The sequence below is a fragment of the Ruminococcus flavefaciens genome, assembly GCF_900119075.1.
GTDB lineage: Bacteria > Bacillota > Clostridia > Oscillospirales > Ruminococcaceae > Ruminococcus > Ruminococcus flavefaciens_Q.
Genome location: NZ_FPIP01000001.1, coordinates 590,332 through 617,197, shown reverse-complemented (window position 1 = coordinate 617,197; position 26,866 = coordinate 590,332). Strand labels below are relative to the sequence as shown.

Here is a 26,866-nt window from a genome sequence, read left to right as displayed (position 1 = left end):
TCCCTAGTACGAGAGGACCGGGATGGACGCACCGCTGGTGCACCAGTTGTCATGCCAATGGCACAGCTGGGCAGCTAAGTGCGGAACGGATAAACGCTGAAGGCATCTAAGCGTGAAGCCGACCTTAAGATAAGATATCCCTTCGTAAGAGTAAGACCTCTCAAAGACTATGAGTTTGATAGGCTCAAAGTGTAAGCGTGGTGACACGTTCAGCTTGCGAGTACTAATCGGTCGAGGGCTTTTCCTTTTTACTTCATTCAGAGTTCACGCCTCGCATTACGCTTTATTCGTTTCAAAACTTCAATAAATAGTCGGTGCTTATGGCAATGAGGTCACACCCGTTCCCATTCCGAACACGGAAGTTAAGCTCATTCGCGTTGACGATACTTGGCTGGCGACGGCCCGGGAAACTAAATCAGTGCCGACACTATATACATTATCGGAAGCTGAAAAAGCTTCCGATTTAATGTTATAAGGGCCATTAGCTCAGTTGGTTAGAGCATCCGGCTCATAACCGGACGGTCTGGGGTTCGAGTCCCTAATGGCCCACTCAAAAAAGCACTTCGCATTCCGAAGTGCTTTTAATTTTTATGTAAAAGTAAGCCACCTGCGTAATACAGGTGGCTTTGATATTATGTGTGCCATTGTTCGTTGAGAAATTCTATCCTGCTATTGAGCCAATCAAGAAGAAAATCAGCAGCTTCTTTTTCTGTTTTGCATTTTTTTTCAGGTTCAGACAGTTCATTTACAAAATCAGAATTGTTTTTGATATTGTTCCATTTCTGATAATTTTTTTCAAAATCATTTGTTAAATTGGTGCTGTCATCGGATATAAGCTTACAGGTGCGTTCAAAAACTCCGTTATCATAGGCTTTGGTCCATGTTTTCCTGACCATATCCTGATACCAGTCCTGATGTGCAAGAACAACGAGCCAAGGATTTATGGTGTCATATCCGCCGAATTTGCTGCCGCCGTCAACATCGGGTACTACATTTGAAGCGTAAAATCCTGTTCCGTCAATACATCTGTCCTTATTGCCCATTGAGGAATCAAAATCCCACGGAGCTTCAAATGTAAGTTTTTTCTTTCCGTCAGCACCAAAATCAGCGTCCATATAAAAGCTTGACCAGTAAATATCAGCGTCGCAGGTCAGCTCACTTATGATGTACATATCAACGAGAGACTGTACATCAACCACGTTTTCTACAGCCTGCTGAGGTGTAATTTTTGTGTTTTCCGAGATATTCTTGTAATCTGCATCGAAAACAAAAGCCTTGTCATGATATGCTGCCTCATACATGATCTTGTAAGTGTTATTTACGAAGTTTTCGATAAAATCGTGCTGTTCCTGAGAGTAAATATCGCTCTTTATGGTCATACCCACAGGTTTTTTATGTTCCATTTTTGTTGCAGGAAGAGCTCTCATCTTCTGTCCATTATCCGAACCATTAAAAGCTGTCAAGGGAGCATTGCCTGCCAGATCAAGAGTAAATTTATGCAGCTCATCCTCGTAGTCAAAATAGCCGTCATATTCCATGAAATAGCCGATATCAGTACCGGTGTAGTCCTTTTTGGGCTCTGTGATATTTACTCTGTTAGACGACACCTGCAGAGTATCAGAGAGCAGATAAAGTCCCAAATATTCGCCGTTTATGATAACCTGTACGAAGTCCGTGTCAGCAGCGTAAAGACCGTCCTCACTAAGTATCTCACGGGACGCATAAAGAGCAGCCTTATTTCTTAGCATTGAAGCGTCCTTATACTCAGCAAGCAGCAGCCAGCTTTTCTGCTCAGCGCCGTTATTAAGACCAAGCATACTCTGCTTTTCATTGAACTTTATCTTCAGAGGCTTTTTATCATATAATGTAGTCCAGTTTCCACGAACCTTTACCTTTGCATCTGCGGAATCCACCGTAACCTCGCCGTTCTTGTCCTTGAGAGTAATGGTGCAGTCCTCATAATACGGCTCAGGAGGAATCTTGTAATTTGGTGTCCATGAAGCTATAGCCTCTGAAACATGACCTGCTACAGGCTTATTTATAAAATCGAGGACATTTGCGTCCTTGCTCTTTGTTTCAATTGAAAGTACGGGAAGAACATCGGAAATAGACTCTCCGGTATTTGCCGCAGTTGATGCTACGTCAGTTGTCTGCTGTGTTTGACTTATTGCAGAATCAGATTCAAAGCTGCTGTCATTATTGGCTGAACAGCCAAAAAGCATTAATGCCGCAGCAGAAGCTGAGAGTATTCTGGGAAATTTTTTCATTATTTAAGCTCCTTAAAAGAAAAATCATATTTATATATTACCACATATTGCATGAAAAATCAAGGCATTTATGCACAACTTTTAGCTTTTTTATTTGACTTTTCACTATAATTATGTTATAATAATACCAAATAATACATCCATGTAAGGAGCAGTTATGAATAAAAACAGAGAGTTCAGCATATTATTTCCAAATTTTGCTGACATAGAATATAAGCAGCTCTCACCTGAAAGCTGTCACGACCTTGGTCTTGACACACTTTGCAGCTGTATTACAAACGATTCGAAAGAGCAGAATCTAATTATGAATATAATCTCGAATATGACAGCTGATCCGCGTGTCGCTGAGTACAGATGTCAGGTATTTGGTGATATACTGCGAAATCCAAAGCTCAGAACTCGTATGGTTGAGCTTTTTGATAAGCTTGGTTTCATAAAGCAATTCAGCGCTTCACGCATACAGTCCGACGAAAAGCTTGGCTTCTGGCATCTTATGCACAGGCTTGATGAGCTGAATGACTACATAAAGTGCGTTGAGGAGATGAAGCATTGTCTCGAAGGGGAAAAGCTCGAATCCAAAGGATTGAAGGGCTTTCTGAGCTATATTGATGAGCTTTACAATGAAGCCTGCTTTGCTGAGATGAAAAAGGATATTGCTGAATTAAAAGTAAAATCCGCTGATATACAGAGCGTTACTGTTGGTATCAATGTAAACGAGCGCTTTGAGGCAACAAGCATGGGACTTATCTCCGTAAACGCAAGACAGTTCAAAAAATCAAATATAGTCAGCAATTTTGCTGACGCTCTTGCTTCTAAAAACAAGATAAACGACAGACCTGCATGGGACGGCGATATGCATTATCATCAGGTAGATAAGCTAAGAACACACGTTATTTCTAAAACCATAAATAAAATGGGGGAGTATCTGGCTGTAACGAACACGCCTTTTGTTGACGGCAGGATAAGAGCTACAGTTACGCAGACTCCCGACGGCGACGGCTCAAGCGGCGCGACCTTCTATCTTGATAAGGTGCTGAATAAAATGCTTGACTCAATGGTGAAGAAGCTCCGTGATACACTGTCTAAATACGCGGATATAGCCATTGTCAATATTTCTCAGCTTGTTCCCGAGTTCTTTTATTATATCAGATTTGCTGATTTTATTGAGCAGTACACTGAAAAAGGCTTCAAATTCTGTGAAGCCAAGACTCTTTCAGACGATGATATATTCATGGACGCTAAGGGAATGTACAACATGAAACTTGCAGTCAACAGCGAAAAAATGGAGGATATCGTCTGCAACGACCTTGTTTTCGATAAGGAGCATACTATTTATATCCTTACAGGCGCAAACAGAGGCGGCAAAACTACTATAACTCAGGCTGTGGGTATCATGTACGTTCTGGCGCAGGGCGGTATTTCCGTTCCTGCGGATTCTTTCCTCTACAGACCTGTGGACTGTGTATATACTCATTTTCCTGCGGACGAGGATAAGACTCTTGATCTTGGCAGACTTGGCGAGGAATGTGTCCGCTTCAAGGATATCTATTCAAGCTGCACCAAGGACAGTCTGCTTCTGCTCAATGAGACTTTTTCAACAACTTCATTTGAGGAGGGCTTCTTTATCGCACGTGATTCAGTAAAGGCGATAGCTCAGAAGAAGGTTCGTACTATTTATAATACACATATGCATAAGCTCGCGCTGGAGGCTGATGATATCAACTCCACCGAAGGCTACGCGAAGGTTTCTTCACTTATCATGAAGAGCGATAACGGACAGCGCTCATTCAAGGTAGAGGTCGGTTCGCCCGAGGGTATGTCCTATGCTCATGATATCGCCGTGAAATACGGAGTTACCTTTGATATGCTGACAGATACAGAAAAAACCACCCATTAACCGTGATATTTAAATAGAAGTTTTACGCTTATTATTGAGAGAACAATTTTGAAGATGTTTTCTCAGATTTCTTTCAAGACCGTTATTTCATTTTTTCTATAAAAGAGCCCCAAAATTAAACTTGCCCCTCTGTAAAAATTACAGAGGGGCTCTTTTATAGAAAAAATCAGCTAAAAGTCTTTGGAAAGGGGTTCGGGGGAAAGCCTTTCTTCAGAAAGGTTTCCCCCGATAAAAAGTATAATCTGCTATATAAGTACACAGTTAATAGGTGGTTTTATTGTCTGACGCTGCGTTTTGCTTTTTTGTTTTCATACATTCTGGCGTCGCTTATTTTGAGGAAGTCCTCGAGTCTTCCTGTTGCGTCGGTTTCAATAAGATAAGCGCCGCAGCTCAGTGATACTGAGTAGGGCTTCTTGGAGTAACCGTTATAGCTCTCACACAGGTCGTTGAGCCTTTCTATAAAGCGTTCAAGCTTTTCCTCGGAATAGTCGGGAGCAAAGATATAGAATTCATCGCCTCCTGCTCTTCCAGCTATTTCGCCCGAGTCGCAGCATTTCGTGATTATGTCCGCAGCGCCCTTTATAGCACGGTCGCCTTCGTAGTGACCGTAATCATCGTTGATACGCTTAAGACCGTCCATGTCAATGACCATGGTGCAGACTGTGCGGCTTTTTTCAATTGCAAGGATAGCCTCGCGTGACATATCGTCGAAGCCGCGGCGGTTCAGCATACCTGTAAGAACGTCCTTTATGCTGAGATTTTCCAGTGAACCGATAAGCTTGTTGATTCGGTCGTTCTTCATAAAGGTTTCCAGTGTCATTGCGATATTCAGCAGCCATACATTGTAGAACTCGTTGAATACGTGCTTTTCTGTCATCTCAATTGCAGCATATCCGAACATTCGCTCAGCGCAGTGAACGCTCATAATGTAAATAGAATGAGGTTTGTCGGACTTTGTCTGCGGAACCATTGACGAGAAGTCAAAGGTGAGGGGAGAGCGGTCGTATTCATTGTTTTTATCTATCCAGATAGCAGGCGTGAATTTTCCTGACGGACAGGTATAATCGCTTTCGCTTGAAAGTCTGCCGCTGCCGTCGATATGGAGCATAAGGAAAAATGCATTGAAGTTTCCGAAATTAGTGGAATCAGTCTCAAAAACGTCAGCAAGACCTTTCAGGTCGTCCACCTTATTAAGCTTCAGGATAGATGATTCAGAATCATAAAGATTATAGGTGAAGGAGCGGTTAAGCGCATAGACGTTATTGATATTCTCGGATTCCTGCTTGTAATCCAGTGGGTGACAGCCGCATGAGTGCGTGAAAATCGGAGACGGAACGATACGAAGATCGGTAATCTCTTCTTTTTTGTCAGCCAGATCCTTTAAAAGCTGGATACATTTATAAGCTATATTGCGCCTTTCTCGGGTAGCAGATGTGATATGCGGTATGTATTCCTGTCCTTCTATGGAGCCGTCATAGCCGGAAATGGCAATGTCCACGGGAACCTTGATACCGCGCTTTTTCAGTGCTGTTATAAGAGCGATAGCCATATAGTCGTTTGAGCAGACTATAGCTTCGGGACGTTCAGGGCGTGACAGGAAAAAATCAGCAGCCTCCTCCCCCTTATTGAACCAGAAATCTCCCTCGAATACACCGACGCCGTCCTTTGGGAATCCGTGTGATTCCATTTCCTCATTGAATACTTTCAGACGAAGCTGTGCGTCAGGGTGGGTGAGATAGCCTGCCATAAAGCCAATTTTTGTATAGTGATGAACATCTATCATATGCTCGATGAGCTGACGCATACCGCCTGCGTCGTCGAAATCGATATTATAGAAGCCCTCTACATAGCTGCTCATGGAAACAACGGGACACTTAGCTCCGCGGAGCTTGTGAATGACCTTTTCGGTAATGCCGTCAATATTGTAGCCCTCACCATCGAAAATAATACCGTCGAACTGGTCAAGGTCAATGAATTCAATGAGATCAAACTCATAATCACCGTACTGTGCGTTTTTGCCGCCGATCTTACCGAGGGAATTGATATAGACCAGATTTACATTGAGCTCCTGTGCTGCATCGTTGAAAGCAGTTGGCATACTTTGTCTGTAGAGACTTGAATAAGAACAGCCAAAGATAGCAATAGTTTTCAGTTTTTCGGTCATTGTCAAGCTCACCTCGGTTGGATAATCCTATAAAAATTGTAGTTATTAGTAGTATATATATCCTTTTATATTATAATAATATCACATTTTAGCCTGTTAGTCAATGAATATTTTGTTACAAAATAACATTTTATGAGAAAAAAAGAGTTATTTTTTTTAATTAATACATATAGTTATCTAAGTAAACATTTATACAGCTCAGCCAAAAGAAGTATAGTTTACAATTTAAAACGATTTACAGAATATTCATACAATATTATAAAATATATACAAATTTACATTAAAACTATGCTATAATAAAGTAAAAGTAAACTCATTTAGGGGGTGAGTTTTTGACACAAAGCATTCAGGTGCAGATGTGTGCAATGGTACTCATGCTGCTTGTCTGCTATTTTTCTTTTATCAGACACAGCGTTGTACTGAAAAGTATGCTGCTGTACAGGCAGCTGGTAGTAGTTACAACAGGATGCGTTGCGGCGGATATCCTGTCAATTATTGGTATCGCTCACGCAAATTCGCCTTTGACCGATATATTATGCAAGATATATTTGTTTTTTGTTATATGGACAAGTTTTCTGTCCTTCAATTATGTCTGTTATGACATTGTAAAGATCAGGCGCAAGGTCATGCTGCTGCGTTTTTTCAGGTTCTTTACTCTTGTCAGCAGTATCATACCGTTTTTTCTGCCCATTGATTTTTACAATTCGGGAGACGAGATCTACAGCTTCGGACCTGCTGTGACCTATACTTTTGTAATTGCTCCTATTTTTATAATAGCTTCCATGGTACTTATCCTCATATGCAAGAAGCATATGAATCCTTATCGCAGCAACGCTGTTATGATATGGATGCTTTTGGAGACCGCAGGAGCGCTTATCCAGATAAATAACCGCGGATTGCTGCTTATAAGCTTTTCTATGGCTTTAGGAGTTACTGTCCTCTTTGCTAAGCTTGAAAATCCCGACAGCGGTATTGAGCGTGTTACAGGCTGCTATCGTATATCGCTCCTGAGGGAGTATATCCAGCAGCTATACGATAACGACGATAAGGAAAGAGCGCTTATAGTTATTGAGAACGAAGAACTGGAAAAGGAACTTTCTATTGAAGCTATCATGCTTATCGAGATAGCTAATTTCCTGAAAAGATTGAATTGCGGAAAGGTGTTCCGCGGTATTGGGAACGATTTCGTTATCGTCTTCAATGACGTAAACGAAGCGAAAAAGATTTTTCCTGCTATAAAGGAGCGCTTTGAATTCGGCTGGCATGAGGGGAATATACTTCACCCGCATTATCTTCTTGTACCTACTATCACGGTATTTGAGAATCCGGGTGAGCTTTTCTCCACATACAGATATTACTCCAATATGACTGCTGATAGCAGCGAGTCCTTTTTGATAATAGATTCGGAAGCTCTTGATAAAATGAAAGAGTTCCGTTTCATGCAGAGCGAGATAAAAGCTGCGCTTAACGAAAACAGGTTTATTGTCTTTTTGCAGCCTATATACTCTGTAAAGGAAAGAAAGTTTGTATCTGCCGAGGCTCTTGTACGTATGAAGAACCGCGAGGGCAATCTAATCATGCCGAGCAGCTTTATCCCTATAGCCGAGCAGACAGGACAGATAGAGCAGATAGGCGAGAGGGTATTCGAGATAGTCTGCGACGTTATTAAGGAGCATGACATACAGGAGCTTGGACTTAATTATATCGAGATAAATCTTTCAGTCATTCAGTGCGAGAACCGAAATCTTGCAGCTCGATTTTCGGATATAATCCGCAGATATGAGATAGAGCCAAATACAATAAATCTTGAAATAACCGAATCGGGCTCTATAAAGCAGAAAAGCATACTTCTTGACAATATGGACTACCTCAGCAGATACGGCTGTACGTTTTCACTGGACGACTTTGGTACAGGCGAATCAAACCTCAATTATATCGTGAATATGCCCGTGGATATCGTAAAGTTTGACCGCTCCATGATACTTTCCTATTTTTCAACGGAAAAAGCAGGCATTATGCTTGAATATGTAACAGGCATGATAAAGCGCATGGGTATGAAGATAGTTGCCGAGGGCGTTGAGGAGAAATACCAGTTCGAGGCGCTTTCAAAGCTCGGAATAGACTATATACAGGGCTATTACTTCTCAAAGCCGATACCGATACCCGAGTTTATCAGTTTTGTCCGCCGTGCCAACACAAGAAAGTAGCAGCACGTACTGTTTCCCCAAACAGTTTTCCGCAGACTGCCTGCCGATGATTGTCGGCAGGCAGTTTATGATTTTATGTTGATTTTTCGTCATATAATACGATTTGTATTGACAAAAATCGGCTATTATGTTATAATTTAAGTTGGTAAAAATCTATATCGCGCGGGGGTGACATTAATCAAAAAAATATTGAAATACGCGTTGAATATAGGTCTTATTCTCGTTATAACGTTGTTTACGCTGAATCTGATCTTCAAGGAGCAGGAGCTTCCCGAGATAATCAGCGACCTGAAATTGGCAGATCCCCGTTGGATAGCTTTAGGAGCGGCGGCAGCGATATTCTTTGTGGCAGGAGAGTCATCTATCATTCACTATATGCTGAGAGTGCTTGAACAGAAGACCAGCTTTTTAAGGTGTCTGAAGTATAGCTTCATCGGTTTCTTTTTCAGCTATATTACACCGTCCTCAACAGGCGGTCAGCCTATGCAGATGTACCACATGAAGAAAGACAAGATAAAGATAGGCTATTCTACGCTGATAATGCTTCTTATTACTATAGCGTACAAGTCGGTTCTTGTACTGCTGGCGCTGGGATTCCTGATATTCAACTTTGATACTGTCGCCTTGTATGCAGGGGACATGAAATGGCTCATAGTTCTTGGATTTGCGCTTAATCTTTCGTTTATAATCCTGCTTCTGCTGGTTTTTATAAAGCCTATATGGGCAAGAGCTCTTGGTATCAAGGTAGTTGACCTGCTTACAAAGCTTCATATAATGAAGCGCAGGAACAAGGAAAAATACACCGAAAAGCTCATCAGGATATGTGATACCTATGCTATGGGAGCGGACTACATCAAAAAGAATCTTTCGGTAGTGTTCAATGTATTCCTTATGACCGCAGTTCAGCGTATCTGCCTGTTTTCCATTACATGGATAATCTACAGGGCATACGGAATGAACGAAACAAGATATATCGATATTCTGACCATTCAGATAATGATAGCTGTGGCTGTGGAAATGCTTCCTCTACCGGGAGCGGCAGGCATCACAGAGGGCTGTTTCCTGCTGGCGTTTACAGAGATATTCACTATGGAGAGAGTAAAGCCTGCACTGCTTATCAGCCGCGGACTTAACTTCTATCTCATTCTCATTATCGGAGCTGTTGTGACCTTTGCAGCGCACATAATAAACATTAAAAGAGACAAAAAACAAACAGAATAGCAATTTATCTCCGCGGGAACGCGGAGTTTTTTATTGTCAAATAATCGTAAAATATCTTGCAATTTAATATTTATGGTGTTATAATAATGTGTGAGGTGATAAAATGAGTATAATTGCTAAGCTGCTTCAGAGTATAGTTTCATCTGATATATATATTCTTTTTTTCTGCTTTGCGGCGCTGTTTGTTGCATTCAGAGTAAGCAGGCTGACAAAGAATGTTGACAATGATATATATGACTGGGAAGAAAAAAGCGACGAATTATCAAATAATCCCGAGAAAACAAATAAGGTATTTGACAGCTACAAGCATCTGAACCGCAGCTATACTGTTTTTATTGCCTTGATATCTATTTTTCCGCTTTTGGGAATGTTCGGCACAGTCACAGCGCTACTGAGTATTGATATGTCCGATGCTGAAACAATAAACACTGCTAAAAGCAGCTTCTTTAATGCACTGACATCAACAACATGGGGCATTATTTTTTCAGTAGGCTTTAAAATTGCAAATGCTTACTTTTTTGCAGATGTTGAGGACCTTATACAGAGGCTTTTAGCTTTGAAGAAAAAGCTTATCAAATACGGAATAGATGAATCCATAAAGAATAAGTCAGGGTGGCGCGTATGAAACTGCGCGAGATTATCCTTGATTTTACGTCCCTGCTCGATGTTATAATGATAATCCTGTTCTTTTTCGTCCTGTACAGCACCATGGACACAGAAAAAGCCGCAAATAAGGCTAAAGAAGCGGAACAGACATACAATCATCTCATAGTTGAGCAGAAGGAGATAAATGAAGAAGCTCAGAAGGATCTGGAGCGTATCAAGGTTGCGGACGAAAATGCGGCTGTTAATCAGCAAGCTCTTAACGCCTTTGATAAGGGCGACTTTTTCACTTTCCGTCTTGATGTTACCGAGCAAAGCGACAACTGGACTTTGAGTATATCATTTGGCAGAAAGCGGCTTGGCAGTATACTTTCGCAGGAGACTGATGATATAAAGGGCTCTATAAGAGATATACTTGAAAGGTCAGGCTTTACGACCGAAGATACATATCTTTGTATCCTGTCCTATGACGGTCAGCAGTACGGAACTGCACTGGCTTTCAGGGAAATTGACGAAGCAATAGATGATATTCAGCGCGAATATCCTAATTTATATTTTTCAAATCTTAATAAGTGAGGTAATCAAAAATGAAGAAATTATTGGCATTTATTCTCTTAGCAGCAGTTATTGCAGCATTAATCTGGGCATTCCTGCACTTCAAGGGCTTCGGACTGCTTGGTGACAAATCAGAGGACGGCAATGGCAAAAATGATACAAGCGTATCCGAGGTTGTCGAAAATACCGAACCTGTAACAACCGAGAAAGCAACTGAGGAAAACAAGGACGAAAAGCTTGAAATATCAATTTCCAAGAACGAATACGTTATCGACAACAAGATGACGGGACTTGACGACCTTATAAAGCTCATTTCCGAAAAAGACAAGAATATCGGAATTGAAATTACAATTGACGATACCGCTGCAAAGAACACAGTGGACGAGCTCACGGACAAGCTTGACGAGCTTGGCTACAAGAACTATAAAAAGCTTGATAAATAAGAAAAAGGCTGATACGAAAGTATCAGCCTTAATTTTATGTAGTTTCTTTTCTGATGACAGTACCTTTTGGGAAAATCAGGTCGGACTTGAAAGAGAACTTCATCATTGCATGATTTGCAGTCTCAATTTCCTCGCCGTTTTCGTCATACAGATTATTCAGTACCATTGCCACAGGCTTTTGTGACGGTGCAAGAAGCTCCACGGTATCGCCTGCAAAGAACTTGTTTCGCTGTGTGCAGTATACAGTGCCGTTTTCGCAGCTCTCAACAACTGCCACAACATCATAATTGCGAATATATCCGCTGTTTTCATAATACTGTGACTCCTCGGGAGTACCGAAGAAAAAGCCGTTGCAGTATTTTCTGTGGCTTACTTTGTAAACCTCGTCCCTTATCCAGTCGGGGAGTACAAAGTTATCAGGGTTCTTGTAATAGTGGTCAACAGCCATTCTGTAGGCATTTGTGACGACTGTAACATAGTAAGCGGACTTTGCGCGTCCCTCTATTTTCAGGCTCATAACGCCTGCCTTTGCCAGTTTGTCGATGTGTTCTATCATGCACATATCCTTGGAGTTAAGGATATATGTGCCCTTTTCGTCCTCGAAAACAGGGAAGAACTCGTTGGGGCGCTTTTCTTCTACAAGATGATAGCCCCAGCGGCATGGCTGAGCGCATTCACCGCGGTTTGCGTCACGGTTTACGAGGTACTGTGAAAGAAGACATCTTCCCGAGAACGAAACACACATAGCTCCGTGAACAAAGGTCTCGATATCAAGGTCGGGGCTTGTTTTTGCTCTTATCTCGGCAATTTCGTCCAGAGATAGCTCTCTTGCGAGAACAACGCGCTTAGCGCCCATATTGTAGAGTTCTCGTGCAGTAACGTAATTCACGATACCTGTCTGAGTTGAGATGTGTATCTCCATATCGGGAGCGTATTTCTTTATCAGCATGAGAAGTCCGATATCAGCAACTATAAGGGCGTCTACCTTGGCTTCAACAGCTTCCTTCACGAACTGCTCGAAATCAGGTATCTCATTGTTTCGCGGCAGGGTGTTGCAGGTGAGATACACCTTTACACCTCTGTCGTGAGCAGTCTGAACAGCTTTGCAAAGCTGCTCGAAATCGAAATTCATGGGCGAAGAACGCATACCGAACTGCTTTCTGCCGAGATATACAGCGTCAGCACCGTAATCCACAGCAGCAGTGAAGCGTTCCTCATCGCCTGCCGGAGCAAGAACTTCAAGCTTATTCATTAGCAGCAGCCTCCGCTTCCTTCTGTGCTTGTTCTGCTTCGTACTGAGCCTCGTCAGCCTTTACCATAGCCTTCTTCTGCTCATGCTCGTCATTGGTCTTGGAGAAGTAAGTCTTCTGAGTATAGATATTAGCGATGAAATAGTAATCCTCGGACGGCATTTTTTCAAGAACAGCGTCAATAGCGTCGATACCGGGGTTGCAGATAGCTCCCGGAGGAAGTCCCTTTGACTGATAGGTATCGTAAGCCTTGACGATATCGTTGTTGAGTACAGTCATATGAGGCTTGATAGTGTAGTTTGCGTAGTTCTTGGTAGGATCTGACTGGAGCATACCTACTGTTTCAGCGTCCTCATGTTCAAGACGGTTCCAGAATACGCTTGCAACGTGATTCATGTCCTCACGATTCGGAGCCTCCGCCTGAACGATTGAAGCGAAAGTAACAAGCTGATCCAGTGAAAGGTGGAGATTCTCCATTTTCTTGATACGCTCGTCTGTGAGCTTCTGGTCGAAGTTGTAGTATATTTTCTGGCATACCTGCTCAGGATCCATATCCTTTGTGAATGTGTAGGTATCAGGGAAGAGGTAGCCTTCCATACGTGTATCAGCGAATCTGAGAGTGCTTGTATTCTTGTTGAGCTTGTCCTCGAATCTGTTGCCGTAGCCGCCTGCATTGAAGTAGAACATGAAGTCGCTTGCCTTGCATACGCCCTGCTGCTCGAGGAGGTCAGCTGCTTCGTAAAGAGTAATTGCTTCACGGAATGTAACATTTACAGCTTCTTTTTTCTCCTCCTCAGCCTCATTGGTGAGCGTATCTATGATAGTCTCGTAAGCCATATTGGGACTTACGAAGTGCTCTCCGGGGAGGTACACATCGGGAGTTTTTCTGAATTTAGAGAAAAGCTGGAAGCACTTGGGCGAGTTAATGATACCCTCCTCGTAAAGCTGCTGTGATATCTGCTCCGTGTTGGTGTTTTCAGGGACGATTATCATTTTTGTAGTGTCGTCCTTGCCGATGCCGAACATATCTTTGCCGAATGCTATTATAACAAGAGATAGACAGATAGAAACGGCGAAGATAAATACAGTCAATATCAGAACACCCGGTAGTCTGCTTCTTCTCCTTTTCTTCTTTTTCTTGTGATGAGCTGCATTGCGCTTTACAGCCGCACTGTTGCGAACGTGCTCGGACTCGTTTATATGAGGTCTTGGAGCTCTCGCAGGCGGGGGAGCGGCAGCGCCCTCATGTCCGCCCTCGGCACCTGGACGAGGACGTCTTTCAAACTGTCTGTGAACAGGTCTTGGAGCAGGCGCAGGAGCAGGAGCTTCTTCACGAACAGGCTCCTCTGAGTTTCCGACAGCCTCAGCCTTTTCTTCTGTTTTTTCTGGTATTTGGTTTATCTCTGCCTCCTGCTTTTTGGCATTGTCAAGCTGATTAAGGATATCATTGATAACATCATTGTTGTTATCAGCCATTGCAGAGCACCGTCCTTTCTTCTGTAACTATTATATCGACTCTGAGGTCGTGCTGCATAAGGGGCAGCTGATCGACGATAAGCTCCTCATAAGCGAGAGCTATAGTCGTCATATCGTGGTTTTCCTGTATGAATTTATCGTAGTATCCGCCGCCGTAGCCGAGACGTCCGCCCTCTTCCGTAAACGCCAGACCTGGGATTATGCATACGGTCTTATCGGTTATAACAGGCTGGGGGAGAGCGCTGTCGGGCTCTGAGATACGGTACATACCCTCATGCAGGTCGGCTACAGAGCCGATGATGTGGAAGGTCATCGAACGCTCGCCGCAGCATATTGGCAGAGCAACGTTCTTGCCCATTTCTATGAGCTTGTCAATGAGCAGATATGTATCGACTTCCGAGCCAAAGGAAGCATAAAGAAGGATATTGTCAGCCTCCAGTATCTTTTCTTCCTCAAGAAGTCTTTCGGTGATATCCATATCCTTTGAGACCTTGTCGCGTATCTCCGCGCGGAGATGTGAGAATTCTTTTCGCAGTTCTTTTTTATTATCCATATCAATCACATAAGATAGCATTACGCTGTCGTCGGCTTTCTTCCTTTGAATGAACTTTTTCCACAAGCTTCAGACCGAAATCAACGGCTACTCCTGCACCTCTTGCAGTGATGAAAATGCCGTCCTCGGCAACGCCGCCGTTTCCGATGTTTGCGCCGTCAAGCTGAGTCTCGAAGCCCTCGTAGCAAACGGCTGTCTTGCCGCGGAGAAGTCCCTTGTGTCCGAGAATAGACGGAGCAGCGCAGATAGCGCCGATGTATTTATTATTAGCTGCGCAGTAGTCGATAGCAGCCTGAACGTACTCTGACTTTTCAAGATTGAGAGTACCCGGCATACCGCCGGGGAGAACTATCATTTCAAGCTCGTCGGAAAGCTTGGCTTCCTGAGCAATGGTATCTGTGACAACAGGGATACCGTGTGAGCCTGTGATGATGTTGTCGCCGACGCCAACGGTAACTACCTGCTTGCCTGCGCGTCTGAGAAGATCAATGGGTGCGATTGCTTCGGTCTCTTCAAAACCGTCTGCGAGAAAAACGTAGATCATGATCTGTTTCCTTTCATTTAAATGTAACAGTATATTTTTTGAGGAGAAATGCAGGGTGATAGGACTGCTTCGACCTGCGAAGCCCCTCAAGCCCTAAATCTTCCTCTCTGTTGATATATTTATAGTCGGCAGCGGCAGCTTTTGCGAAGCTGTTGTTGATACCGACATATATTCCGCTGTATTGGGTATCTGCCTTTTCGATGTGAACGCAGAATGTTTCGTTGTTGAGCTTTTCGCCTATAGTGAAGGCAGCTACCTTGCCGTCTATGCGGATAACTCCGCCTGTAAGTCCAAGCTCATTAAAAAAATTGAAGTAAGTATTTATAGCGTACTGCTCGGCAATAAAGGAGCGGTCTGAAATATCCGTCTTGTTATTGTACTCAACTGCACTGAATGTTATGCAGTCATCGAAGTCTTTTTCAGTCATCAGTGAAAATTCAGCGCCGAGCTCATTGAATCTTGCCAGATGATTGCGCTTGCTGTGATATTTTCTGCCAGAAAGCTCAATAAGGTCGGCTGAATTGTAGATGTAGTCCCAGTCACCATCGTCTGTATCCACGGTAAAACTATCGGGAAACAGCTCGTTCAGCATTTCAAGTGAAGTTTCAGTAACACCTGCAACTCTCAGAGGTTTACCCAGAGAATAGGCGTACTCTTTCATAGCGCCCATGACTTCAATATAGCTGCCCTCGCCCGATGGAAGAAAGAACCGCGGTATACCGTCCTCGGTAGTAAAAGAACAGCAGATGTAGAAATCCTTGTAAAAGGCTATCTGTGAATCAGCAAGCCGCCGCCACGCCATATTATTGGCAAAGCTGTACTCGCAGCCCATAAACTGCGATTTGCTGAGCGCTTTTGTTATGCGCTCCTTATCAGTTATATCAATAACTCTGAATTCGAACATTTACTTATCATTTCTCTTCATTGCAGCGAAGTAATCCTTTACTTCGTTTATTTTTCCGCAGGTCATCTTGCCCTCAGGACATTTTCCCTCAGCCACACAGGAAGGACCTGCATGAGAGAAGATATGGGGAGCGACCTCCATGCACTGACGGAGCATTTCGTTTGCCACAGCTCTTATCTCCCACTGTGCGCGGTTGCAGCAGCGGTGACGGAAGAAGTTGAACAGTGAGCGGACATTCATGGTAACGACTATTTTTGTCTCACAGGCATTAGGAAGAAGAAAACGTGCGTCCTCGTTAGCCATTTTTGAAGCCTTTGAACGGGCTGTTTTTTCGTCCATGCCCTGAGTCATGAATTCCGCGGTATGCTTTTCTGTAAGGATATTGGCAAGCTTTTCATAGCTTTCGGTTATCTCGGCGATAACTCTGTCGTACTCTGCCTTAGCTTCTGGTATTTCCTCAATAGCAGGGGGAGTGATGAACTCAAAGCCGTTCTCGTTTACATAGCGCTGGCTTTTCTGAGAGTAGGAAGCTATACGGTGCCTTACAAGCTGATGTGAACAAGCTCTTGATATTCCCTCGATACCGAAAGTGAAGCTTACGTGCTCCATAACGCTTTCGTGACCGATAGAAACGAGCATATCCAGAAAGCTTTCGATCTTCTCCTCGGTAAGTCCGTCACGGAGAGATTCGATATCGCTGCTTGAATAGCAGAGCTTTGCAGCTGTAGCGATAAGCTTTTCAGCGTCAGGAGTATGTGATAAGAGTTTGACGTTCAATACAGACACCTTCCTTTATAATAAAGCATATACATCTATTGTAACATTTATCTGTAATTAAGTCAAGGAAATAACGCGAATTTTAATTAATGTAATTTATTTAATAAGTAGATTTGGTGATAAAACGGAAAAAATTTTCGTTTTACTATGGACAAACCGAAAAAAATGTTGTATAATTAAACAGTATCTGGAATCTACAATTATATCGGAGGAATATACAGATGAATAAGTTTAATAAGTTTGCGGCAGCAGCTGCTGCATTTGCGCTTGCTGCGGCTTCAACTTCATGTGGCGCACCCGAGGCTATCACTTTTGGAAAGGGTACACAGACAGCGCTTACCGTTGACGGATATGATGTCCCCGCAGGCGTATTTATCTATAACGAGCTTTACGCATACAATCAGGCGTCATATGAGCTTTACGGCACACTTGGCAAAATGCCTACTGTAGACGAGGTCAAGAACCACCAGTTTGAGACGCTTGACGCTACAGACTGGATACAGGACAAGGCTACAGAGTCATGTATCGATTTCGTTGCCAACGAAAGAGAGTTTGAAAAGATTGGCGGAGCTCTCACAAATGAAGAGCTTAATGAGATAAAGGAATTCGTTTCTTCAAACAGCGCACAGGCAATGTTTGCTGATAACGGCGTAGGCGCAGACTCCCTCACTAAGATAATGGAAAACAACTACAAGCGTGAGGCTGTTTTCAAGCATTACTACGGACTTGATTCCGAAAAGGGCTGCACAGAGGACGAGCTCAAACAGTATTATCAGGACAAGACAACAAGAGTAAAGTATTTTTCTGTTTCTATGGTCGATGATAACGGCGAAGCATTCGGTGCTGACGAGAAGCGCCGTCTCAATAACATGATCGATGATTATGTTGATGAGATAAACGCAGAGAGCTCCAACAGCGCAAGGCTCAAGAAGATCGACGAGTGTGAAAAGGAATACAGCGAGTATGTTGAAAAGCGTACTGCCGAGGCTGCTGCAAAGGCTGCTAAGGAGGCAGGCGAGACAACAACTACTACCACAACTACTACAGCCGCAGGTACAACAACTACTACAACAACAGATCCTTATGCAAACGAAGTAACGGTCACAAAGCGTACAACAACTACTGTTGATTCCAATGCTGTAAGTGCTGTAACTACAACAACCGCTTCTGCCGAGGCTGCCGCTTCACAGAAGGCGTTTGAGGATTACAACGATTATATTTTCGAGAAGCTCGGCTTATACAAGGCTGAGAAGTATCAGTACGATGAGAACACAGTATACGTCATCATCAAGGCTGATATCAAGGACAGAATGAACTCCGCTGACCTCTGGACTGAAAATACTATCCAGTCACTGCTCAGCGAGCGTTACTATGAAGATTTCGAGAATATGATGAAGGGTATCGCCAAGGGCTATACTTCCGAGAAGAACAGCTCCGCGTACAGAAAGTTCACACCATTCAGTCTCAAGCTTGAAGACAAGTAAAAATGATAAAGGCTGCCGAAAAGGCAGCCTTTTTTATGCATTGTTTCGTTTTTGAAGTCTTACGTCCTTGCCTCTGAATTCAAGGCAGGTGTACATGGAGACTATTCTTGACATTACACGCTTGTCATACCTTTGGGCAATGCCTTCAAGGTCGAGGTTTGTGCTGATGATAGAAGGTTTGCCGCAGTTAAGACGGGTGTTGATTATGTTGTATATAGTAGCGGTGTAGAAAGGGGTTACATATTCCGTTCCCAGATCATCGAGAATAAGCAGGTCGGTGTTCATTACGAGGTCGATCATTTCCGAGTTGTATTCGCGGTTGAAGTGTTCCTTTTCGATACTTCTGAGAATATTTATAGCCGAGTCATAAATGACGCTGTAGCCTTTTTTCAGTACAACATTTGCGATAGCAAGTGAAAGATGGGTTTTTCCCAGACCTGTTTCGCCGAACATCAGTATGCTTTTTGACTGATTATTGAAAGTTTCTGCGTATTGCTTTGTAAACTCAAGGATATTCTTCATTGTCATGTAGTTTTCCCCTGAGTAGTATATAAGGTCGAAGCTTTCAAAATCCGACAGCTTTAGCTGAGAACTCTTGTTGAGCTCGTCCGCAGCAAGTTTTCCGCACAGTGTCTTGAAGCACTCACAGTATTTGCTGCCGTTATAGCCGCGGTCACAGCATACAGGGCATGTGTAGTGCATATCGAGATAATCCTCGGGGTAGCCATGCTCAGCAAGTATCTTTCTTGACATAGCCTGAGCGCCGAGGTTGTACTGCCTGAGCTGTTCGACCTTTTCGGATATATCCTGTCCTTTTCCGTTTGAGATAATAGAGATAAGCTGTTTTCCTGTATTGAAAAGAACGTCGTTAATCTCTCTAATCTGCGGAATTTTTTTATTTATCTCATCGATACGCGCTTCATTCTCGCTTTCAGCCCTCTTGCGGCGGTTAGTGAGGATAGCCTGCGCCTTATCGAAAATTTCGCTGTCCATTTATGCTTCTCCTTAATAAAGAAATTTATTGATAACGGATTTATATTCCTCGATATCTGTGGAATTATTACCGCTCGGTGATGAATTCTTTTTCTTTTTGTAGTCGTTTTCAGCGTTCTGAACGTCCTTAACGGTAGCAAAGCCGTTGTCTCTCCATGAAAGGAGAATCTTGTTTATGTAATCGAAATTCAGCTTATCTATGCGCTCAATGGTCTTTTCATAGGCATAGCGTATGAGCTCGACGGAAAAACCTGCATTTTTCCACTGCTGTATAAGCTCAGCCTGCTTAGTTGTGGGACGGCGCGTCATTTCAAATGCACGCATTATACCCGAAATGTAGTCTCTTGAAGCGCTCATGCGCTGTATCTCGTCCTGTGCCGCAGCCATAGTGTTTATATCGTTTTCAGCCCATACAGAGGCTATTTTTTCAACATAGGCAGTATTGGTCTTTTCAATAGAAGCACAGTAAGATATGAGAGTGATTATTACCTCTTTTTTCAGTCCTAAGTGGTCGTACATCCAGATAATAGAGTTCATCTGGCTGTTTTTCAGACCTCCGAGAATGCTTTCTGTTATCTTGAACAGCTCTCTGATATCCTGAGAGTCAGCCATAATAGCAGCTATCTCCTGACCGCTGAGATTTGTTTTATGGTCGGGAGCAGGTTCTGCTGTTTTCTGAACAGCAGGTGCGGTAGGTTCGACGCTCTGAGCAGGCTGTTCCATTAAAGAGGGGACAGGAGCAGGTACGCCGCTTGTCTGCGGACTGAGAACATTTGCCTGCTGCCAGAAAAGAACAGCTTCCTCGGCTTCTTCTGGCGAAACTCCTGTATTGGCGGAAATATCTTCTGTGGAACACATTTTTCCAGAATATCTCAGCAGATACAGCAGGACTTTTATCTGTCCGCCTGTAGCCAGCTTTAGAAAATTATCGGCAACGATACTGGGAACACCGAACATTGCTCCCCATATGCCGCAATTGACCTTGAATTCCAAGAAAGACACCTCCGAAAAAATACTGCAAGAGATATTATAGCATATAGATGAGAAAATAGCAATTGACAAAAACAGATAAATTTAGTCTGCTTCTGTAAGGATTTTTTCTGCCTCTGCGTATTTCTGCATACGCTCAATAGTCTTATCGCTTATGCGCTTTTTGATATCGGTGATACGGCTGATATCAGAGTTATGGTGCAGGTCGGCGAGCTTGACTGTCTTGGCGACTCTGTTTCTCTTTACAGCGCGGATATAGTCGAAATAGTCCACATTATCGCTGTGAGTAAGGAGCTTTACAGCTTCAGTGACCTCAGAAGGGAACTCCTTTTCAAGGTCCTCGATAGTAACGTCGGTGTCCTCGACAACATCGTGAAGCAGAGCGGCACATACTGTAAATTCGTCGGTCATCTGCTCTGCTAAGTGATACGGGTGGAAGATGTAGGGGATACCGCTTTTGTCTAACTGTCCCTGATGAGCGTTGTATGCTATATCCATTGCTTTGCAGGTAAGTTTTGTGTAGATCATGGCTTTTCCTTTCTGAGTTCTCTGTCGATAAACTCTTTTAACGGCTTGCGGATTATGGCGTTTCGGTTATTTCTGAACCATTCGTATGACTGCCTGAGTGATTCTTCAAGGGGAGTAAGCTTATCGATCAGAGCATTCATTGCTTTGACATCAAGAATGTACTCATAGTCATAGAACGGGAAGTAGCTTCTCTGTGGGATATCCTCGGTAACGTATTCAAAACGCGGAGTCCTGCCCACGACACGATAGCACAGCTCCGCCCATTCTTTCACTGTTACGGGAGTTTCATATCCGACGTTCAGAATATGCTGTTCAGGCTTCTTTTGCAGAATAGCTTCGATCACGCGGCAAAGATCGCCGATATGGAAGAATTGAAGCTTCATTTCACCATGCTTCGGCAGATAGAACACTCTGTCCTGTTCAGCACATTCAAACACAAAGGCTTCACGGTGCAGATTATTCATAGGACCGCATAAATATGGCGGACGAAGCGCATATGCTTCGGGAACACGGCTGAAAAGAGCAGTTTCGGCGGATATCTTATCGGTTCCGTATTTGCCCCAGATACTATTCTCGCCGCATTTGTCAGTCTCTTTGAACGGCTGTGGGAGCGTTTCAGGATAAACGGCACTGGAGCTGATGAAAATATAGCTGTCAAAGCTGTCAAGACCGTCAAGCAGATCGTTCACATCGTCTGCATTGTAGGATGTTACGTCTATTACAGCGTCGAAATGCCTGCCGCGGAGTTTATCGCCAAGGTCGTGCCTGTCGGCTATGATAGGTGTGACGCCTGTGGGATTAGGACGGCTTCCGCGGTTGAGAACAAATACATTATGCCCGTTTTCAGCAAAATATTCGGCAGTATATCTGCTGGCGAAGACAGTTCCGCCTGTGACAAGGATATCCAAGCTCGTTGCTCCTTTCTAAAATATGAATCAATTATATCATAAAAATAATGAAAAAGCAACAATCGGAGCTAATAATCTCACGTTTCAAATCAAAAAGCTGCATTATCAAACATTTTCTTCAGCTTGCCGATAGCTTTTTTCTCGATTCGTGATACGTAAGAGCGTGAGATGCCCATTTTTACGGCAGTTTCGTTCTGCGTATGGGGTTTGCTGCCGTAAAGTCCGTAGCGGTAGACGATGATATCAAGCTCCCGCTTGTCGAGACATTGCGTAAGAAAGCTGTAAAGCTGTCGTGAGCGGATAAGAATATCCACCTGCTCATGGATATCTACTCCGTCGTCGATAAGGTCCATGAGCGTGAGGGCGTTCCCGTCTTTGTCAGTCTCAACAGGTTCGTTGATGTAAACGTCGCCTGCGGATTTTTTTGCTGCGCGAAACTGCATTAGTATCTCATTTTCAATGCATCTGCTTGCGTACGTAGCGAATTTTGCGCCTTTTGAGTTATCAAAGGAGGATACGGCTTTGATAAGTCCCACAGTTCCTACGGAGATAAGTTCATCCTGCTCGTCTGCTCCCGAAGCGTATTTCTTTACGATATGGGCTACAAGACGCAGATTATGTTCGATAAGCCTGTTTCTTGCGGAGCTGTCGCCCTTGGACATAAGCTCGAAGCACTCATTTTCTTCTTTTTTAGACAGCGGCTTGGGGAATACGGCAGAACTTTCGATATGCAGAGCAAAAAAGAAAAGATTCCGCAGCAATTCAATAAACATAGTACATCACCTCATTGTTCCTGATAGAAAATGATATGAAGAAAAGCATGGACAATATAAAAAATAAATGTATTTAACATTGCTTCATACAGATATGTTTTTATAAAAATAAAATAAAAAACAATTTATCTGTATTGACGTTGAGCGATAAATATTATATAATAATAGTGTATGGATTTTTTAAGAAATGTTTTTGTCTGATATTTCAGACCAGTTACATCGGAAGAAGTGATAAATTGAAAAATTATGTTTCAGCTTCTGTGCTTAGCGCAGATATGCTTGAACTTGGCAAAGAGATAAAAAAGCTTGAGGATAACGGGATAGATATGCTCCATTTTGACGTTATGGACGGCATATTCGTTCCGAATATAACCTTTGGCATACCTGTGCTTCAGCAGGTGAGAAATGTCACTGATATAACTCTTGACGTTCACCTCATGATAGCCGATCCTTTGAAGTACGTGAAGCGCTTTGCAGAGAGCGGCGCTGATATAATATGCTTCCATATCGAAAGCGACAGCGATACACTTGAAACTATCAAGGCTATAAGAGAATGCGGAGTAAGGGCGGCACTTGCCATTAAGCCTGCAACTCCTGTGGAAAGCGTTTTTGAGTTTCTGCCTTACCTTGATATGGTACTTGTTATGACAGTTGAGCCCGGCTTCGGCGGTCAGAGATTTATTACCGAGACAGTTGACAAGATACGCGCAGTCCGTCAGAAGATAACCGAACTCGGACTTGACGTAAATGTTGAAGTGGACGGCGGCATAAACGGCGTAACATCAGGAACAGTACGGGAAGCAGGGGCTAATGTGCTTGTTTCGGGCAGCTATCTTTTTGCTGCCGAAGATATGGCTAAGGCTGCACAGTCCCTTAAGGAAGATATGCCATGCTGAAAAAAGCGAGAAAAGAACGCCTTATATGGCTTGATATAATGCTTACGCTCCTTACACTGGAGCTGATGTCCTATTTCTATTACGGAATGCGTTCTGTTGTTCTTGCAGGAGTTTGTGTGGCTGTTTCGGTTGCGGCGGAGTTCATATCTCTGCGTATCATGAATAAGAAATTTACTGCTGATGACCTTACCTGTACCTCTGACGCACTGATACTTGCGCTGATGTTTCCTGTAGTTATGGACTACAAGGTCGCGGCGCTCGCCGTGCTTTTTGCGATTATCGTTGCCAAGAACGTCTTTGGCGGCAGGATAAACATGATTTTTTCTCCTGCGGCGGCAGGATATATTTTCGTGCTGACCTCATGGGGACGACAGCTTCTTCAGTATACCGAGCCGTACACCAAGACAGGTATATTCGATCACCCGACATCACTGGTGAAATCGGCTTCATACATTTTCAATACAACAAGAGTTTTCTCCCATACGGATTTTGAGCTTTTGCTGGGCAATTTCAGCGGTCCGTCGGGCTCCGTAAGCGTACTGCTCCTTTGCGTTGCGGCAGTAGTGCTTATGATGAGGAGAAGTATTTCCGCAGGCGCTTTTATCGGAACAATTTTCGGTACAGGCTTTTTTGCGATTGTAACTCCCGTGCTCAGTTCAAGGACTGCTTCGCTCAAATATTCACTGGTACTGAATATGGTGCTGTTTTCGGCTATATATATAGTTTCAGATGTAAGAATAGCTCCAAAGCGTAATTATTATGCGTTTTTCTACGGACTTTTCATCGGCATCATTTCCTATGTGCTTGTAGCTACGGGTGTTAAGGAAAACGCTATTATCATTGTTTCGGTACTGTTCACACCTATTGCTCTGGGCTTCAAGAATCTTGAAAAGAAGATAGAGATAGCCGAAAAGGAGCATATCGAAGCTGTAACGGCTCAAAACGCCGACGGAGAGGGGGCTGCTGTGCATGAATAACAACAAAAAGCAGCTTCTCGGCGGTATCCTCGGCGATAATATCGTTCTTTCCGGTCTTATGGTCATATCTCCTGTTATAATCTGCGGAGATACGCTGAAGAACGCCGAAGCCCTGATATACGCATTTACGGCTATAACATTTCTTTCGGTGCTTATTTCTTCATTTGTTCCGAGAAAACTGCCATATACCGTAAAAGTAATACTTTATGCGCTGATATCGGCTCTTGTATATATACCCGTAAAGCTTGCCACACGAGAGTTCTTTCCGGGAGTCATCGAGCGAATAGGTATCTATTTTCCACTGCTTGCGGTGAATTCACTTATAGTTTTTCAGACGGAGGCAAGGTTCTTCCGAATGAAAAGAACTGATATGGCTGTATCTCTCATATTCTGCATAATCGGATTTGACGCCGTCATGCTCATAACAGGCGTTCTGAGAGAGCTTTTTGCATACGGTACAATAAACAGCCGTATAGTGGATATAAATACGCTTATAAGCGGACTTTCACAGCCATTCGGAGGATTTATCTTTCTCGGACTTATGTGCGGAGCCTACAGGTTTATTCGCGGGCTTGTTTCAAAAAATAATGATGTAAGGAGTAATGCTGATGTTTCTGATAGATGAACTTATAGCGCTCCTTGCGGCAAATCTCATATTATCACAGGCGCTTGGCACAAGCACCATGTTCATAGCGGCTGACAGCAAGAAGAATATGCTTGCAACGTCCTGCGTCATCACGGTTTTCACAACTTTTGGTTCTGCGGCGGCATATTTTATCGACTGTATGCTTCCCGAGCCGGCGGCAGACCTGAGACTGCTGCTTTATACGGCAGTCATTGGTATACTGTATGTTATCATGCTTACTGCGTCTTATTTCGTCGGCAGGAACTGGTTTGCGGACTTCCGCAAGTATATCCATGTATCGGCGTTCAACTGCGCTGTAATGGGTACGCTTTTCACTATAAGCGGCAGAGCTGCAGAGAACAGCTCGGAATTTGATCTGGGCTGGTATATCTCGTCGGGCTTTGAAGCAGGCATAGGCTTTATCGTGGCGGCACTGATCCTTGCTGCTGCATACCGTAAGCTGAATTCGGCAAAGGTACCTGCGTCGTTCAGGGGATTCCCTGCAATGCTCGTTTACCTCGGGATCATTTCAATGGCAGTATATTCGCTTAAGTAAAAGGAATATACTGATATTATAGGAGAGTTATTAAATGAAATTCAAAAACAAAGGAAGAAAGATCTACAAGACCAAGGAGAAGAATTACTACGGCAAAAGCCCTGTGGGAAAGGCTTTTTCTGTCGGTCTTACTGTTCTTCTGATAGGCGGTATAGGCTTTATTGGCTACAGTGTTGCCGAGCCGCTTATAAATTACTCTAAGAAAAAGGGCGACAATACAGAAAGCTCTGTTGCAGAGGCAGCTACCGAGGAGCTTACCGACGAAAACGGCGAGGTAGTTACGGAAAATACTGCCCCTGATGTTCCGCTTCCCGTAAGCGCGGAAAAGTACAGAGCATATTCGCTTACTACCAATGATCTTATCGGTACTGATACTCTTAAGGACGCATTGAAAAGAGTTCCGGCAGGCGAGAATATCGAGTACGTAGAAGTGCCGCTCAAGGTGGGCGGCGGAGAAGTTTACTACGCTTCCAATAATTATTACGTTACCTCGGCAGGTCTGATACGTTCATATATCAGGCTGAAGGATATAGTTTCTACTATAACCGACGCTGGTTATAAGCCTGTTGCCTGCGTAAGCACTTTTAACGACAATACGCTGCCGAACTACTTCCGTGATATGAGCTATCTCTGCGTTGACGACGGCTCACAGTGGATAGATAACACAGTTGAAGCAGGCGGAAAGCCATGGATGAACCCTTTTTCCGAAACAGCGGTAAGCTATAACGGTGATATAGTTGAGGAGATATCATCGGCAGGTTTTGACAAGGTAGTGTGCTATGACTTTATATTCCCTGATTTCCGTCCCTCTGACGCTGAATATCTCGGAACAGAGGTCACAGGACCTGACAGATACATGGCTCTTACCTCGGCTGCAAATCTTATGTATGATAAGATAATGCATAATGGAGCAACAATGCTTCTTGAAGTCAATGCAGCCGATCTTCTCAGAGGCAAGGACGATGTTTTGCAGCCTATGCTTCTTAAGGTAAATACGGTCGTTCTCAACATAGATGTGGACGCCATAAGCTATGGAGTCTATACAGGAGAGACTGTGTATGAATTCAATGGTACTCCTGCTGAAAACGTAAAGAAAATGCTCGAACTTGTTAGCGATGACGTTGAGGATTTCAACGTTGCAGTGCGCGTTTCAGGCGTTACGGCAAGCACACAGGATCTTCTCGATGCAAAGGATGTAATAGTCGAATACGGGTTCGATTCATATGTACTCGGCTAAAAAATAACTCCCGACATAACGTCGGAGAATGGAGATTG

Annotated in this window: 25 protein-coding genes, 1 tRNA gene and 2 rRNA genes; 15 read left to right on the top strand and 13 right to left on the bottom strand. The window is 43.5% G+C overall.

The window, feature by feature from the left end; all coding sequences use genetic code 11:
- From BT105_RS02830 to BT105_RS02820, 3 genes are all read left to right on the top strand, one after another.
- A 23S ribosomal RNA gene (locus BT105_RS02830) occupies positions 1–248 on the top strand; the annotation flags it as partial.
- Between the two features lie 62 nt (positions 249–310).
- Positions 311–427, top strand: a 5S ribosomal RNA gene (gene rrf, locus BT105_RS02825).
- Between the two features lie 48 nt (positions 428–475).
- Positions 476–549, top strand: a tRNA-Ile gene (locus BT105_RS02820).
- Positions 550–632: 83 nt separating this feature from the next.
- Here the strand turns inward: BT105_RS02820 and BT105_RS02815 are convergent.
- The gene (locus BT105_RS02815) at positions 633–2,267 is read right to left on the bottom strand and encodes a CotH kinase family protein (protein ID WP_072299303.1); all 1,635 of its coding nucleotides are present in this window, start codon (positions 2,265–2,267) and stop codon (positions 633–635) included.
- Between the two features lie 157 nt (positions 2,268–2,424).
- Between BT105_RS02815 and BT105_RS02810 the strand changes: the two genes are divergently transcribed.
- Positions 2,425–4,164, top strand: coding sequence for a MutS-related protein (locus tag BT105_RS02810; protein ID WP_072299302.1), 1,740 nt, complete (start codon positions 2,425–2,427; stop codon positions 4,162–4,164).
- A 274-nt stretch (positions 4,165–4,438) separates the two neighbouring features.
- Here the strand turns inward: BT105_RS02810 and BT105_RS02805 are convergent, their stop codons facing one another.
- Positions 4,439–6,328 (bottom strand): diguanylate cyclase domain-containing protein, encoded by a 1,890-nt coding sequence (locus tag BT105_RS02805; protein WP_072299301.1) that lies wholly within the window; start codon positions 6,326–6,328, stop codon positions 4,439–4,441.
- 332 nt (positions 6,329–6,660) lie between these two features.
- Here BT105_RS02805 and BT105_RS02800 point away from each other — a divergent pair, with 332 nt between their 5' ends.
- The 5 genes from BT105_RS02800 (at position 6,661) to BT105_RS02780 (ending at position 11,357) form a co-directional block, all read left to right on the top strand.
- Complete coding sequence (locus tag BT105_RS02800; RefSeq protein ID WP_143186527.1) at positions 6,661–8,535, top strand: EAL domain-containing protein; 1,875 nt, start codon at positions 6,661–6,663, stop codon at positions 8,533–8,535.
- 189 nt (positions 8,536–8,724) lie between these two features.
- Positions 8,725–9,756, top strand: coding sequence for a lysylphosphatidylglycerol synthase transmembrane domain-containing protein (locus BT105_RS02795; protein WP_072299299.1), 1,032 nt, complete (start codon positions 8,725–8,727; stop codon positions 9,754–9,756).
- Between the two features lie 103 nt (positions 9,757–9,859).
- Positions 9,860–10,381, top strand: coding sequence for a MotA/TolQ/ExbB proton channel family protein (locus BT105_RS02790; protein ID WP_072299298.1), 522 nt, complete (start codon positions 9,860–9,862; stop codon positions 10,379–10,381).
- Positions 10,378–10,935 carry a hypothetical protein gene (locus tag BT105_RS02785; protein ID WP_072299297.1) on the top strand — a complete coding sequence of 186 codons (558 nt, stop codon included), beginning with the start codon at positions 10,378–10,380 and terminating at the stop codon, positions 10,933–10,935. The genes BT105_RS02790 and BT105_RS02785 overlap by 4 nt, the downstream gene beginning before the upstream one ends.
- Positions 10,936–10,946: 11 nt before the next feature.
- On the top strand, positions 10,947–11,357 hold the full coding sequence (locus BT105_RS02780) for a hypothetical protein (RefSeq protein WP_072299296.1): 411 nt from the start codon (positions 10,947–10,949) through the stop codon (positions 11,355–11,357).
- A gap of 34 nt (positions 11,358–11,391) precedes the next feature.
- Here the strand turns inward: BT105_RS02780 and BT105_RS02775 are convergent, their stop codons facing one another.
- Genes BT105_RS02775 through thyX form a run of 6 tightly spaced genes read right to left on the bottom strand, consistent with a single transcriptional unit; the run spans position 11,392 to position 16,861 of the window.
- The gene (locus BT105_RS02775) at positions 11,392–12,609 is read right to left on the bottom strand and encodes a peptidase U32 family protein (protein WP_072299295.1); all 1,218 of its coding nucleotides are present in this window, start codon (positions 12,607–12,609) and stop codon (positions 11,392–11,394) included.
- A complete protein-coding gene (mltG, locus tag BT105_RS02770) occupies positions 12,602–14,083 on the bottom strand; it encodes an endolytic transglycosylase MltG (protein ID WP_072299294.1) in 1,482 nt (493 codons plus the stop codon). Before mltG ends, BT105_RS02775 begins: the two co-directional genes overlap by 8 nt.
- Positions 14,076–14,636, bottom strand: a complete 561-nt coding sequence (locus BT105_RS02765) for a 5-formyltetrahydrofolate cyclo-ligase (protein WP_242940072.1) — start codon at positions 14,634–14,636, stop codon at positions 14,076–14,078. Before BT105_RS02765 ends, mltG begins: the two co-directional genes overlap by 8 nt.
- Position 14,637: 1 nt before the next feature.
- The gene (locus BT105_RS02760; protein WP_072299292.1) at positions 14,638–15,180 is read right to left on the bottom strand and encodes a DJ-1 family glyoxalase III; all 543 of its coding nucleotides are present in this window, start codon (positions 15,178–15,180) and stop codon (positions 14,638–14,640) included.
- A gap of 13 nt (positions 15,181–15,193) precedes the next feature.
- Positions 15,194–16,084, bottom strand: a complete 891-nt coding sequence (locus tag BT105_RS02755; protein ID WP_072299291.1) for a DUF2156 domain-containing protein — start codon at positions 16,082–16,084, stop codon at positions 15,194–15,196.
- Positions 16,085–16,861, bottom strand: a complete 777-nt coding sequence (thyX, locus tag BT105_RS02750; protein WP_072299290.1) for an FAD-dependent thymidylate synthase — start codon at positions 16,859–16,861, stop codon at positions 16,085–16,087.
- Between the two features lie 221 nt (positions 16,862–17,082).
- Between thyX and BT105_RS02745 the strand changes: the two genes are divergently transcribed.
- On the top strand, positions 17,083–18,345 hold the full coding sequence (locus tag BT105_RS02745) for a hypothetical protein (protein ID WP_072299289.1): 1,263 nt from the start codon (positions 17,083–17,085) through the stop codon (positions 18,343–18,345).
- A 33-nt stretch (positions 18,346–18,378) separates the two neighbouring features.
- Here the strand turns inward: BT105_RS02745 and BT105_RS02740 are convergent, their stop codons facing one another.
- The 5 genes from BT105_RS02740 to sigK form a co-directional block, all read right to left on the bottom strand.
- Positions 18,379–19,338 carry an ATP-binding protein gene (locus BT105_RS02740; protein WP_072299288.1) on the bottom strand — a complete coding sequence of 320 codons (960 nt, stop codon included), beginning with the start codon at positions 19,336–19,338 and terminating at the stop codon, positions 18,379–18,381.
- A 12-nt stretch (positions 19,339–19,350) separates the two neighbouring features.
- Positions 19,351–20,331 carry a DnaD domain protein gene (locus tag BT105_RS02735; protein ID WP_072299287.1) on the bottom strand — a complete coding sequence of 327 codons (981 nt, stop codon included), beginning with the start codon at positions 20,329–20,331 and terminating at the stop codon, positions 19,351–19,353.
- A gap of 81 nt (positions 20,332–20,412) precedes the next feature.
- A complete protein-coding gene (locus tag BT105_RS02730) occupies positions 20,413–20,856 on the bottom strand; it encodes an HD domain-containing protein (RefSeq protein WP_028515484.1) in 444 nt (147 codons plus the stop codon).
- Positions 20,853–21,764 carry an NAD-dependent epimerase/dehydratase family protein gene (locus BT105_RS02725; RefSeq protein WP_072299286.1) on the bottom strand — a complete coding sequence of 304 codons (912 nt, stop codon included), beginning with the start codon at positions 21,762–21,764 and terminating at the stop codon, positions 20,853–20,855. Before BT105_RS02725 ends, BT105_RS02730 begins: the two co-directional genes overlap by 4 nt.
- Positions 21,765–21,853: 89 nt before the next feature.
- Positions 21,854–22,537, bottom strand: coding sequence for an RNA polymerase sporulation sigma factor SigK (sigK, locus tag BT105_RS02720; RefSeq protein ID WP_072299285.1), 684 nt, complete (start codon positions 22,535–22,537; stop codon positions 21,854–21,856).
- A gap of 236 nt (positions 22,538–22,773) precedes the next feature.
- Here sigK and rpe point away from each other — a divergent pair, with 236 nt between their 5' ends.
- The 5 genes from rpe to BT105_RS02695 are packed head-to-tail and all read left to right on the top strand — an operon-like array spanning position 22,774 to position 26,828.
- A complete protein-coding gene (gene rpe, locus BT105_RS02715; RefSeq protein WP_072299284.1) occupies positions 22,774–23,433 on the top strand; it encodes a ribulose-phosphate 3-epimerase in 660 nt (219 codons plus the stop codon).
- Positions 23,427–24,410 carry an RnfABCDGE type electron transport complex subunit D gene (locus tag BT105_RS02710; protein ID WP_072299283.1) on the top strand — a complete coding sequence of 328 codons (984 nt, stop codon included), beginning with the start codon at positions 23,427–23,429 and terminating at the stop codon, positions 24,408–24,410. Before rpe ends, BT105_RS02710 begins: the two co-directional genes overlap by 7 nt.
- Entirely contained in the window at positions 24,403–25,035 is a 633-nt protein-coding gene (locus BT105_RS02705; protein ID WP_072299282.1) for an Rnf-Nqr domain containing protein, read from the top strand. Before BT105_RS02710 ends, BT105_RS02705 begins: the two co-directional genes overlap by 8 nt.
- Positions 25,019–25,591 carry an Rnf-Nqr domain containing protein gene (locus BT105_RS02700; protein ID WP_072299281.1) on the top strand — a complete coding sequence of 191 codons (573 nt, stop codon included), beginning with the start codon at positions 25,019–25,021 and terminating at the stop codon, positions 25,589–25,591. Before BT105_RS02705 ends, BT105_RS02700 begins: the two co-directional genes overlap by 17 nt.
- Before the next feature lie 34 nt (positions 25,592–25,625).
- On the top strand, positions 25,626–26,828 hold the full coding sequence (locus tag BT105_RS02695) for a putative glycoside hydrolase (RefSeq protein ID WP_072299280.1): 1,203 nt from the start codon (positions 25,626–25,628) through the stop codon (positions 26,826–26,828).
- The last annotated feature ends 38 nt before the right edge of the window (positions 26,829–26,866 follow it).